The 12,131-nt window shown below is 63.4% G+C and carries 13 protein-coding genes; 1 reads left to right on the top strand and 12 read right to left on the bottom strand.

What is annotated here, in order from left to right; all coding sequences use genetic code 11:
- Nucleotides 1–166: 166 nt before the first annotated feature.
- From AC1D3C_RS02350 to mazE, 6 genes are all read right to left on the bottom strand, one after another.
- Nucleotides 167–400 carry a hypothetical protein gene (locus AC1D3C_RS02350; protein WP_040124049.1) on the bottom strand — a complete coding sequence of 78 codons (234 nt, stop codon included), beginning with the start codon at nucleotides 398–400 and terminating at the stop codon, nucleotides 167–169.
- A 150-nt stretch (nucleotides 401–550) separates the two neighbouring features.
- The gene (locus AC1D3C_RS02355) at nucleotides 551–1,333 is read right to left on the bottom strand and encodes an SDR family oxidoreductase (RefSeq protein WP_040124050.1); all 783 of its coding nucleotides are present in this window, start codon (nucleotides 1,331–1,333) and stop codon (nucleotides 551–553) included.
- Between the two features lie 90 nt (nucleotides 1,334–1,423).
- Complete coding sequence (locus tag AC1D3C_RS02360) at nucleotides 1,424–1,843, bottom strand: HD domain-containing protein (RefSeq protein WP_247035993.1); 420 nt, start codon at nucleotides 1,841–1,843, stop codon at nucleotides 1,424–1,426.
- Nucleotides 1,844–1,902: 59 nt separating this feature from the next.
- The gene (locus AC1D3C_RS02365; RefSeq protein WP_477481731.1) at nucleotides 1,903–2,277 is read right to left on the bottom strand and encodes a GFA family protein; all 375 of its coding nucleotides are present in this window, start codon (nucleotides 2,275–2,277) and stop codon (nucleotides 1,903–1,905) included.
- Nucleotides 2,278–2,342: 65 nt separating this feature from the next.
- Nucleotides 2,343–2,714, bottom strand: coding sequence for a type II toxin-antitoxin system toxin MazF (gene mazF, locus AC1D3C_RS02370; protein ID WP_477481732.1), 372 nt, complete (start codon nucleotides 2,712–2,714; stop codon nucleotides 2,343–2,345).
- Entirely contained in the window at nucleotides 2,714–2,977 is a 264-nt protein-coding gene (mazE, locus tag AC1D3C_RS02375) for a type II toxin-antitoxin system antitoxin MazE (protein ID WP_477481733.1), read from the bottom strand. Before mazE ends, mazF begins: the two co-directional genes overlap by 1 nt.
- A 162-nt stretch (nucleotides 2,978–3,139) precedes the next feature.
- On the opposite strand from mazE, the gene AC1D3C_RS02380 reads away from it, so the two are divergent.
- Nucleotides 3,140–3,643 carry a hypothetical protein gene (locus AC1D3C_RS02380; RefSeq protein ID WP_477481734.1) on the top strand — a complete coding sequence of 168 codons (504 nt, stop codon included), beginning with the start codon at nucleotides 3,140–3,142 and terminating at the stop codon, nucleotides 3,641–3,643.
- 23 nt (nucleotides 3,644–3,666) lie between these two features.
- Here the strand turns inward: AC1D3C_RS02380 and AC1D3C_RS02385 are convergent, their stop codons facing one another.
- From AC1D3C_RS02385 to AC1D3C_RS02410, 6 genes are all read right to left on the bottom strand, one after another.
- Complete coding sequence (locus AC1D3C_RS02385; RefSeq protein ID WP_477481735.1) at nucleotides 3,667–5,043, bottom strand: FAD-binding oxidoreductase; 1,377 nt, start codon at nucleotides 5,041–5,043, stop codon at nucleotides 3,667–3,669.
- On the bottom strand, nucleotides 5,040–6,836 hold the full coding sequence (locus AC1D3C_RS02390) for a thiamine pyrophosphate-requiring protein (RefSeq protein ID WP_477481990.1): 1,797 nt from the start codon (nucleotides 6,834–6,836) through the stop codon (nucleotides 5,040–5,042). Before AC1D3C_RS02390 ends, AC1D3C_RS02385 begins: the two co-directional genes overlap by 4 nt.
- A complete protein-coding gene (locus tag AC1D3C_RS02395) occupies nucleotides 6,725–7,954 on the bottom strand; it encodes an alpha-hydroxy acid oxidase (protein ID WP_477481736.1) in 1,230 nt (409 codons plus the stop codon). The genes AC1D3C_RS02390 and AC1D3C_RS02395 overlap by 112 nt, the downstream gene beginning before the upstream one ends.
- Nucleotides 7,955–7,966: 12 nt before the next feature.
- Complete coding sequence (locus AC1D3C_RS02400; RefSeq protein WP_477481737.1) at nucleotides 7,967–9,667, bottom strand: thiamine pyrophosphate-requiring protein; 1,701 nt, start codon at nucleotides 9,665–9,667, stop codon at nucleotides 7,967–7,969.
- Between the two features lie 38 nt (nucleotides 9,668–9,705).
- A complete protein-coding gene (locus AC1D3C_RS02405) occupies nucleotides 9,706–11,169 on the bottom strand; it encodes an NAD-dependent succinate-semialdehyde dehydrogenase (protein WP_477481738.1) in 1,464 nt (487 codons plus the stop codon).
- Nucleotides 11,170–11,308: 139 nt separating this feature from the next.
- Nucleotides 11,309–12,100, bottom strand: coding sequence for an SDR family NAD(P)-dependent oxidoreductase (locus tag AC1D3C_RS02410; protein ID WP_477481739.1), 792 nt, complete (start codon nucleotides 12,098–12,100; stop codon nucleotides 11,309–11,311).
- Nucleotides 12,101–12,131: the final 31 nt, after the last annotated feature.

Below are 12,131 nucleotides of genomic sequence, written 5' to 3' on the forward strand. Positions count from 1 at the left end.
TTTGCGGTTATGCGCACGATCGATCGCAGGCATATTGAGATCTTCCGACGGCGCCTGTCGCCCGGAAAAAGGCGATCCTGAACCTCCGGTACTCGCCCGAATGGTTTCCCGAAAGAGAGGGCGCCGGCCCGATCGCCGCCGCCCTCTCTCATTTGCGATCCGGCGATCAGCGGCAGACGCGGGTGGTCCTGACGACGATCCGGCCGTGGTAGCGGGTCTTCACCTTCTTGACCATGCAGTCACGGTGGCGGGGACGATACGGACGGTAGACTTCGCGCACGGTATGACGCGGAGCGACCCGCTCATGGGTGGTGACGGTGACACTCGCGGCGTCGGACGGGCCGGCGACCGAGAGAATGGAAGAAATGGCCAGGGCCGATGCGAGAAGCAGTTTTTTCATTGGGTGTTTCCTCAATCTTTTGCGCGACATGAACGCGGATTGAGGAAGGGGGTTCCACGAAAGGGATTGGGACTGAAGTCCTATGTCCGCCCTTCAGCCAACCGTTCCAGGGCACAACTTCAGCGACGCCGCTCAAAGCGGAAAGCAATCCTACCTCAGCAGCCCCTGGCCGCCGTCCACGTAGATCGGGGTGCCGGTCACGTGCCGGGAGCGGTCGGAGGCGAGGAAGGCGATGACTTCGGCGACGTCCGCGCTTTTTCCCGGTCGGCCGTCGCTGATCGGGACCTGGCCCTCCGGCCATTCCACCGGGATTGCGGTTTCCTGCTCGTGGCGAAGCCTGGTATTGTCGTGGATATTGGTCTCGATCTCGCCGGGGCAGACGGCGTTGACGCGGATGTGGTGCTTGCCGAGTTCCAGCGCCAGCTGCTGCACCATCGCCACCTGCGCGGCCTTAGTGGCCGTATAGGCGGTGGCGCCGGGCGTCGTGAAGGTGCGGTTGCCGTTGATCGAGGAGACGACGACGATCGAGCCTGCACCCTGCGCCTTCAGATGCGGCACGGTAAGATGAAGCGTCAGATAGGTGCCGCGCAGGTTGACGGCGATCGTCCTGTCGAACTCTTCCGGCTTCAGGTCGTCGATCGGCGCCCACACGCCGTTGATGCCGGCATTGGCGACGACGATGTCGAGCCGGCCGAATTTTTCCGCAAGCCGGTCGATCGCTTCGCGCATCCGGTTTTCGTCGGAAACGTCGGCTTCGAGCACCAGCGCCTCTCCGCCGGCCTTCTCTATTTCCCGGGCAGCCTTTTCGATCTCCGTTCTCGTATGACCGAGCAGGCCGATCTTTGCGCCCTCCGCCGCGAGTTTCATCGCCGCCGCCTTGCCGATGCCCGAGCCTGACCCGGTTACCAGAGCCACCTGATTCTTGAGTTCCATGAGTCCATCCTGTCGCTGGATCGCGGCTTCTGCCGTGCGAAAACGAACGGCAAGGGATGGCGCAAGGTTCCGCCCGTCAGGTTGGATATCTCAGGATGGATATCGCTCGTTGAGGATACGCAGGCCTTCGGCGAATTTCGAGCCGTCGCCGCCCATCTGGCGCATCTGGGCAAGATTATCGGTGAGATCGGCGCGCTTGACCGGTCGGGCGAGCGGATTTTCGATCGAGCGGCGGACGAAAGCGAAATATTCCTCGCCGTCGCGTTTGCTCATCGCGTCGACGGCATCGACGACCGCTTTGGAAAAGCCTTCTTCGCGCAGCCGCTCGAACGTCCAGCCGGGGCCTTTCTCGACCACGTCATGCAGCCAGGCGACCTGTTTTTCGTCCTCGCCGGCGACGTTTTCGGCGACGCGCCGGACATGGTCGATGAACGGACCGCCGGTTTTCGACGACTGTCCTTGATGCGCCTCGGTCGCGATGACAATTGCCTTGTCGATCAGTTCCGACATCTGTCTGTCTCCCGTCCGCTCGGAGGCACTTTATAGGGTCCTCGCCTGGCGACAATGCGTCAATTGCGATCTTCTTCGAATTGAGGGACGGCAAGCGGGCTCAGCCAGTTCTCCCGCCGCTTCACCCAGATCTCATAGACCGGTTCGAGGTCGGTCGGCGCCATGTCGAGCGATCCGACCCGGATCTCGATCTCGTCGCCGTCGCTCTCATTGAAGACGCGCGAGCCGCATTCGGGGCAGAAACCGCGCCCATGGAAATATTTGACCTCGCCTGTGCTTTCAAAGCCGTGCCGCGGCCAGATGCCGAACGTGACGAAGCTCGATCCGCTTTCCTTGCGGCAATCGGCGCAATGGCAAAGCCCGATCCTGACCGGCGCATCCTTCACCGAATACCGCACGCTTCCGCAAAGGCAGCTTCCAGACCGGATGATCATCCTTTCTCCTCCTTCTTCCCCGCCCGGAAAATTCAGTTAGGGCAGGGGAGGATGAAGGAAAGAGATCAGGCGGGTTCAGGTGCCGGGTCGATGGCGCTGACCACGCGCGAGACGATTTCGTTCATGGTCGCCTCGTCCAGCGTCTCGATATATTGCGCGGTTTTCTGCTGGATGCGGGCGGGAATGTCGAAGCTGCGGACCTGGTTGCAAACGGCGACACCGGTCGTGTCGTGCCCGGAAATCGCCACCGCAAGACCGATATCGCGGATAAAAGCCCCACCGTTGGTGATGGGCACCGTCATGCTGACTCCCAGCCTGTTGATCTCGATCGGCGTGATGACGACGAAACGATGCCGGTTCTTCATTTCCCGGCCGGCGACCGGGTTTGGGTCGATCCAGTAGACATCGCCGCGCCTCGGCACGTTGCTGCGGATCATCAGATCTCGTGTCCTATCGGATCGCCTTCCTGCGCATCGGCGACAGCGGCATTGAGCATCGCCATGGCATCGCTTCCCTTCAGCAATTCGTTAAGGGTATAGCGCTTGCGGCCGCTCTCGACGGGACGGGCGATCAATTCACCGTTGGCGACGTCGAGCGTCAGCTGATCGCCGACTTCGGTATGCATCAGCTTCAACAGGGCCGGGGGGATGGTAATCACCGCGGCACCGCCTTGGCGTCTGATTTTGGTGGTGACCGGCATGGTTCGCTCCTGAAAGTGCTATATATGTAGCATGTTCCCGGGCGGCAGCAAGGTTGAAGTGGATTTACGCGGTGCTGGGCCCGTCGACGGTGGCTCGCGATGCCGGATGGAACGGAATGGCTCAACCGGCGTTCGATGCGAGCGTTCAGATGGATCGTCGCCATGCGCTTGCTTCTTGCCGCTGCTGCGTTTATCGCCTCCGCTTCTTCGCCGGGCTTCGTTTTGGCCGCCGAAAGCGATTTCCTGAAAACACTTTCCGGCAACTGGAGCGGCGAGGGCACGGTTCTGACCCGCATCGGGGCAACGCCCATCAACGTCACCTGCAGCTTCACCTCGACGGCCGGGGCGACCACCCTGTCGATGCAGGGAATCTGCCGTGGCCTGCTGGTCATCCGGCGCAGCATATCGGCCGACCTGCAGGCTTCGGAAAACGGTTATAGCGGCACCTATGTCGGGCCCTCCGGGCAGCCTTCGATGCTTTCCGGCAACCGCCGCGGCAATGCGATCAATCTTGGCGTCCGCTGGGCGAGGGTGATCAACGGGGATCGCGTCGCCAACATGACGATCGAGAAGATCGGCAACGACCGCCTCCGGCTTCAAACGGTCGACAAGGATCTTTCGAGCGGCAAATCGGTGGTGACCAGCCGCATCGATCTCAGCCGGTGATCATCTAAGGGCTCTGTCCGCCCTTACTCCACCTGACCCAGCTTGCCGGGGTTCATGATGCCTTTCGGGTCGATCGCCGCCTTGATGGCGTTCATCATGTCGACGGCGTCGCCATGTTCGCGGCGGAGATATTTCAGCTTCGAGATGCCGATGCCGTGTTCGCCGCTGAAGGTGCCGCCCATGTCCATGGCGCGCTGGTAGAGCCGTTCGGCGAGGCGCTCGGCTTCGGCGAGCTCTTCGGGGATTTCCGGCTTGATCAGGTAGCCGACATGGAAATTGCCGTCTCCCACATGGCCGATGATCTTGCCCATCAGGAAGGAGCCATCGATGTCCTCGCGGGCGGCGAGGACGGCTTCGGCAAGCCGCGAGATCGGTACGCAGACATCCGTCGTAAACGCCTTGCAGCCGGGGCGCAGCGTCTGGTTGGAATAGATCGTCTCGTGGCGCGCCTTCCACAGCCGCTCGCGGTCCTCGGTGCGGGTCGACCATTCGAAATCGGAACCGCCGAATTCGTCGGCGATTTCGCGCACCGTGTTCGACTGTTCCTCCACCCAGCGCGGGCTGCCGTGGAATTCGAGAAACAGGGTCGGCGCGAGCTTCAGGGTCAGGCCGGCATGCCGGTTGGCGGCTTCGACCGCCACTTCATCGAGGAATTCAATGCGGGCGACCGGGATGCCGCTCTGGATGGTCGCGACGACGGCTTCCACCGCGCCGCGCATGGTCTCGAAGGCGCAGACGGCAGACGCGATGGTTTCCGGGATCGGGTGCAGCCTGACGGTCACCTCGGTGACGACGCCGAGCGTGCCTTCCGCACCGACATAAAGCTTGGTCAGGTCGTAGCCGGTCGAGGATTTCTTGGTGCGGCGGCCGGTGGTGATGATCTTGCCCTGCGGGGTGACGACGCGCAGCGCCAGCACGTTTTCGCGCATCGTGCCGTAGCGCACCGCTGTCGTGCCGGAGGCGCGCGTCGAGGCCATGCCGCCGAGCGATGCGTCGGCGCCGGGGTCGATGGGGAAGAACAGGCCGGTATCGCGGATATGGGCGTTGAGCTGCTTGCGGGTGACGCCGGCTTCCACCTGCACGTCGAAATCCTCATGGTTGACCTGAACTATTCTGTTCATGCGGGTGAGATCGAGCGAGATCCCGCCCTTCAGCGGGATCGTGTGACCCTCCATCGACGAGCCAGCCGCAAACGGCGTCACCGATATGCCGGCCTCGAAGCAGGCCGAGACGACACGCGCCACCTCGTCCTCGTTTTCGGCATAGACCACCGCATCCGGCAGCTTTGTCGGCTGCCGGGACATGTCGTGGCCGTGATGCTCGCGCACCGCTTCCGTCGTCGAAAGCCGGTTGCCGAAATGGAGCTTCAGGGCGTCGATCGTGGATTTCAGGGAGGTCATTTCTTCTCACCCGTCAGCATGCGGTGGTAGCGCGAACGGGCGATTTCCTGCGTGGTGATGAATTCGAGGAGGACCGGCACGCCCTTTTGTGTCTGCTCGATGCCGCGCTTGATCGCCGGAATGATTTCGGCCGGGTCGGTGACCCGTTCGCCGTAACCGCCGAGCGCGCGGGCAAAGGCGGCATAGTCGCCGGAAATGTCGGTCGAGCGGTATTTCTCGGTCGACACCTTCATGATCGGCAGTTCCATCGCCATCGAGAAATTGTTGAGGAGGATCGACAGGATCGGCAGGCGCTCGCGCACCGCGGTCTCGAAATCCATGCCAGTAAAGCCGATCGCCGCATCGCCCCAGACGTTGATGCAGAGCTTGTCGGGATGCATCAGCTTGGCGCCCATGGCCAGACCCAGGCCGTAACCGAGCTGGGTCGTCTTGCCCCAGCCGATATAGGTGAGCGGCTTTACCGACTTCCAGAACGGTGAAAGCTGGTCACGCGGGCTGCCGGCATCGTGGGTGATGATGGTGTTTTCGATATCGACCGTATGCTGCAGGTCCCAGAGCACGCGATAGGGCGATAGCGGCTTGCTGTCGGAGGTGAGCTTCGGCATCCATTCCGCCAGCCACTCGGCCTGCACCTTGGCGATTTCGGCAGCAATTTCCGTATGGTCGCGCGGAGAAACCTTGCGGGCTTCGAGCTCGGCAAGCACCGCGTCGAGCGTCAGCGCCGCATCGCCGACCAGCGCCACCTTGGCCTCGATATCCTTGTTGACGTGGTCGGGGTCGAGCGTCGCGTGGATGACGGTCTTGTCGAGCGGCATCTGCACGCCGAAGGCGGTTTCGGTAAACGAGCAGCCGATGCCGAAGATCAGGTCGGAACTGTCGAGGAAATGGCGCAGCGTCTTGGAAATTGCCGCCCCGCCGGCGCCGACCGACAGCGGATGGGTTTCCGGAAACGCGCTCTTGCCTTCGAGACTGGTGGAAACCGGGATCGCCAGCAGTTCGGCGAGCTGTTTCAGCTGCGGCCAGGCCTGCGCGTAATGAATGCCCTGGCCGGCATAGAGGATCGGCCGCTTGGCGGCGAGCAGCAGGTCGACCGCGTCCCGCACGGCAATCGGGTCCGGCCCGTAGCGGGTGGAAAGAACCGGGCGATAGTTCAGCGGTTCCGGCACCTCGTCCTGCCACATGTCGTTCGGGATCTCGACCAGAACCGGCCCGCCGCGGCCATTCCGCAATTTGGAGAAAGCGCGTCGAAAAATGTTGGGGATCTCGGCGGCCGAGGTGATCGGCTCGGCGGACTTGGTGATGTCGCGCATCGAGCGGGTCGCGTTGTAGTTCGGGTCGACGTGGGCGACGCGGCGCTCGTAGCCCATCGGCAGGACAAGGATCGGCACGGATTCCGAATAGGCCTGGGCGATGCCGCCATAGGCGTTTTCGGTGCCCGGTCCGAGCTGCATGGCGAAGACGCCGATCGTCTTGCCGGACGAGAGGCGCGACATGGCGTCGGCCATATGCAGGCCGTGGCGTTCCTGGCGCACAATGATCGGGCGGACATCGGCCATGGCCGCATGTTCGAGAACGTGGTTCACGGGGTAACCGCAAATGACCTCGATCCCCTCGCGTTTCAGAATTTCCACGATGGCGTCGGCAACTTTCATGGGTTTCTCCTCCCCGGAGACATGGTCGATTAGAGGTGCGATTGGAAGTCTTGTGCGGTCCAGGCGCCGGGATGGCGTACGGATGCGCGACGGGCCTGGTCGGTATTCAAAAGCCCGCTCTGGCCGAGCGTGATGCGGTATTCCTCGATGAAGGCCTGCGCCATATGGGCGGCGCCATGGTCTCCGAGTGCGGCAAGGCCGAGCATGAAGGCACGGCCGGCAAAGGAGGAATGGGCGCCGCAGGCGACTGCGCGCACCATGTCGACGCCGGAGACGACGCCGCTGTCGAACAGCACGGTACCACGGGCGCCGACCGTGCGGGCGATTTCGGGCAGGACGTCGATCGTTGCCGGTGCCGCATCGAACTGGCGGCCGCCATGGTTGGAGACGATCACGCCGTCGAGGCCAAGTTCGAGCGCCTTTTCCGCATCCGCCGGGTGCATGACGCCTTTGACCATCATCGGCCCCGGCCATCTGTCGCGCAGCCGGGCGATTTGCTCCCAGGGGAAGCCGCCACCGATATGTTTCTGCACGAAGGCGGAGGTGGTAACGCGGTCCGGCGCGCCGGCAAAGCCTGCCATGTTGGCGAAGGTCGGCATGCCCTTGCGGCGGATCGCATCCAGCCAGAAGGGTGCCATCGCCGCCGCCATCATCGTCTTCGGCGTCAGCTTGAAGGGCATGGTGAGGCCGTTGCGAAGATCGCGCGGGCGCTTGGCGCGCACCGGCACGTCGAGCGTCGCGACCAGAACCTTGGCGCCGGCGAGACGGGCGCGATCAGTCATTTCGAGACTGTATTGGTGATTGTTCGGCGCCATCGGGTAGAGCTGGAACCAGGTGACGTCAGGCGCCCATTCCACGACTTTCTCGATCGTCGCGCAGGCAAGCGTGCCGACCAGATAGGGAATATTGTGGGCCTGGGCGGCCTTGGCGAACTGTTCGGTGGCGCCCGGCCACATCATGCCGTCAAAGCCGATCGGCGAGATGCCGATCGGGGCCGCGTAGCGATGGCCGAAGAGCTCGACCGAAGTATCGACCTTGGAGACATCGACGCCGTAGCGCGGCGCGATCTCGACCGCCTGCAGCGCCGTCCGGTTTCGGTTGAGGCCGGTCTCGTCGCCGGCGCCGCCCTGGAGGAACTCGTAGGCGAAACGCGGAATCCGCCACTTCGCCCGTTTTTCGAGATCGCCGACCATCGGATAACGCCGGCGGAGCTCCGCCAGCGTCTCGATCGTCCTTGCGTCGTTCCCGGCTCCCCCCATGACCGACGCCTCTTAGTACGAAACCATGACTTCGAGCATGGCCTGCTGGCCGCTCCTGGTCGCGGCCGATGCCCGCTGCAGCGCCGCCGGCAGATCGGCGCCGGTTTCGACGCGTTCGGCATGGGCGCCGTGGGCGCGGGCGACGGCGGCATAGTCCGGAGCCGGATCGAGCGCGGTGATCGGCATGGTGTTGGCGGTCGCCGCACTTCCATCCGGATACATGTAGAGGGTCGAGCGGCGCACGGCGTTCCAGATACCGTTGTTGAAGACGACCGTCAGCAGCGGCAGTTTCAGCGCGGTTGCCGTCTGGTGGCAGGCGACAGGGTTGGCGAACATGTAGGAACCGTCGCCGATCGTGGCGATCACCTGGCGGCTGCGGTCTCCAAGCTGGGCGCCGAGCGCTGCCGTCAGGCCGAAGCCGAGACCGCCGGACAGCGGGGTCGAGAAGTAGGATTTCGGATATTTGAAGCTCATCACCGACGGATCAATGCCGAGTTCGTTCACCACAGTCGTCCTGTCGTCCAGAATATCGGAGATGCAGCGGCTGACATAGGCCGGCGTCATCGGTGAGCCGCTGCCCATGGCGGCCCGCTTGTCGGCGGCCTCGGCCTGGGCCGCCTTGATCTTCGCCCATTTTTCGCGGCGCTCGGAGAAGGTTTCTGATGCCGGCACGCGCTCGGCCATCGCAGTGGCAAGCGCTGCGATCGTCTTGTTGACGCCGCCCGCAAGCGCGATGTCGATCGGAAAACTGCGGATCGGTACGCGGCTATGCTGCGGGTCCGGACCGATGGCGATGACCTTGGCGCCTTCGGCTATGTCCGTATGGTCGGAAATCCACGGTACCGCGGCATTGATCACGACCACGACGTCGGCTTCCTTCAGGACCTGGGTCGAGTCGCGGCCGATCATCATTGGGTGGTCGCTCGGCAGTGCCAGGCGGGTTGCCCACATCTCGATTGTCGGCAGCGCGAACTTTTCGACGAAGCCGGCGAGCGGCTCGAAATCCGCAGCGAGTTCCGGGCTCTGGGTGATGATCAGCGGGTTTTTTGCCTTGGCGAGCAGGTCGGCAGCCTGAGCGACCAATTCCGGATCGGCCGGGCCGTAGGTGGTCGGGGTGACTGTCGAACGGTGACTGATCTCGACCTCCGCACCTTCGGCCAGCGCCTCGCGCGGCAGGCTCAGATAGACGGGACCGCGCGGCTCGCTCATGGCGATGCTCATGGCGCGGTCGATGACGATGCCCGCCTGTTCCGGATAGCGCAGTTCATAGTCCCACTTGACCACTTCGCGGACCATGCCGCCCTGGTCGAACATTTCCTGGCCCCAATGGATCGGCGAGGAACGCGAGCCGAAACGGCCGTGTTCGGTGATCGGCGTGCGGCCGGAAAACATCATGACAGGCACGTTTTCGGACCGCGCGTTGATCAGGCCCATGACCGAGTTGGCAAGTCCGACATTGACGTGAACGATGACGCCGGCCGGTTTTGACGTCATCAGATAATAGCCGTGCGCCATGCCGACAGCGACGCCCTCATGCGGGATGACCAGCGCTTCCGGCATTTTCAGACCGGTTTCCGGCTGGCGGGCAAACGCCTCGATGATCGACGGGAAGTCGGTGCCGCCGTTGGCGAACAGGACGTCGATGCCTGCGGCCTTCATGTGGGTCAGAACGGCCTCGGCGGCGAATGTGCCGGTCGGTTTTTCGTGTTTCATTCTCTTGTCCTCTTGGAAGCTCTCTGGACCCGAAGCTCTCAGGTGATGCTGACCGTCTTTGTGACCATGTAGGCATCGACGCCCTCGATCCCGACTTCGGAACCGTGGCCGCTCGCTTTCACCCCGCCGAATGGCGTTTCCGGCATGGAGATATTGAAGGAATTGATGCCGACCATGCCCGCTTCCAGCGCATCGGAAAGTTTTGCGATGGTCTTGTGCGAATTGGAGAAGGCATAGGCCGCAAGGCCGTAGGGCAGTTCGTTCGCCTTGGTGATCGCATCGTCGAAATCCGAGAAGCGGTTGAGCACGGCGACCGGGCCGAAGGGCTCCTCGCTCATGATCCGCGCATCGCTCGGCACGTCGGCGAGAACGGTCGGGGCATAGAAAAAGCCTTCGTTGTAAACGCGATGGCCGCCGGCGAGCAGCTTGGCGCCCTTGGAGGTGGCGTCCTGCACCAGCGCCTCGATCGCATCGCGGCGGCGGCCGTGGACCAGCGGTCCCATGCCGGTCGCCGGATCGAGGCCGTCGCCGAGTTTGATCTTGGAAGCGCGCTCGGCAAAACCGGCGCAGAAGGCGTCGTACGACTTGTCCTGCACGTAGAAGCGGGTCGGCGAAACGCAGACCTGCCCACCGTTGCGATACTTGCGCTGCACCGACATGTCGAGTGCGGCGGTCTGGTCGGCATCGTCGAAGACGAGCACCGGCGCATGGCCCCCGAGCTCCATCGTGGTGCGCTTCAAGGTTTCCGAGGCAAGCCGGATGAGGTGCTGGCCGACCGGGACCGAGCCGGTAAACGAGATCTTGCGGATGATCGGCGAGGCGAGCAGGTGGCGGGAGATGAAGTCCGGCACGCCGTAGACGACGGCGATGACACCGGCCGGAACACCGGCATCGATAAGGCACTGGGCGACGGCCGCGGCAGACGCCGGGGCCTCTTCGCCGGGCTTGTAGATCATCGTACAGCCGGCAGCGAGCGCCGAGCCCATCTTGCGGGCGGCATTGCCGACCGGGAAGTTCCACGCCGAAAAACCGGCGGTCGGGCCGACCGGTTCCTTGACGACCTGAAAGCGGGTTTCGCCGATGCGGCCGGGAATGACGCGGCCATAGGTGCGGCGGCCTTCCTCGGCGAACCACTCCATTTCTTCGGTGGCGAAATGGGTTTCCAGCCGCGCTTCGGCGATCGGCTTGCCCATTTCGAGAGTGGCAAGGGTGGCGATCTCTTCCTGCCGGTCGTGCATCAACTGGGCTGCGCGCTTCAGGATGCGGCCACGCTCGCGCGGGCTCGTCGCGCGCCATAGCGGGAAGGCTCGGCTTGCGGCTTCGAGCGCCCGGTCGAGATCTTGCGCCGTCGCATGCGGCACAACGCCGATCGCTTTTTCGGTGGCCGGATTGATGAGAGGCTGCGTCTTGCGGTCGCCATTCTCCAGCCAGACCCCATCGATCAGGAGACGCGCGGACTGGTAAGCGTCGGACGAGCGGTCTGGGTTGGTCGCGATGTTCATGGTCGTCTCCTCCGTTTTCATCAGACGAGTGCGTCTGGCATTCGTCAATTTCGGGCTTTTCTCAGACCCGGCTTCCTCGTCCACTTCAAGGGGATAAAGCAGGGAGCCTGATATTGTCAATTCCGACATTCACGTCGGCTCAAATAGCGACCGTACCGCCGTCGATCGGGATTACCGCGCCAGTCATGAAACTCGAGGCCTTCGATGCCAAAAGCAGGGCGAGGCCCATGATCTCGTCCGTCTCGGCAATGCGGCCGAGCGGCACCGTGTCGGCAAAGGCCTTTTCCACCTCCGGTTCGCGGATGCGGCCGCCGGCGATATTGGTGCGGAAGGGGCCGGGGGCGATGCCGTTGACGAGGACGTTATAGGGCGCCAGCTCCCACGAGGCCTGCTTGACGAGGTTGACGACGGCGCCCTTGCTGGATGCATAGGCGTAACCGGTCATCGGATCGCCGCGCATGCCGGCGATCGAGGCGATTGCGACAATACGGCCTTGTCTCTGTTTCTTCATATGCCTGGCGGCGGACTGGATGGCGACGAAAGTGGCGGTGAGGTTCACATCCACCACCCGGTTCCACAGCTCGTCGCTGACATTTTCGATCGCGCCGGCTTCCGTGCGGGAATTCGGCCCACCGCTGATGCCGGCATTGGCGACGAGGATATCGAGATGCCCGTGTTTTTCGGCAATGCCATCGATGGTGTTGCGCAGGCTCGCGCTATCGGAGACGTCGACCTGATGGCTTTCGGCGGAAAAGCCCTGGCCGTTCAGCCATTGGTAAGCGGCGGCAAGCGTCTCGGGGTTGAGATCGAGCAGCGCCACATGCGCGCCATTGGCCGCCAGCGTCTTGGTGATGGCAAGGCCAAGGCCGCTCGCCGCACCGGTGACGACGGCGATTTGGCCTTTGAGATCAAACAGTTTTTCCGCCTGCATTTTTTGTCCTCCCTTAGTCTCCTGGGCGCCG

The organism is Neorhizobium sp. P1_A6 (genome assembly GCF_056406795.1).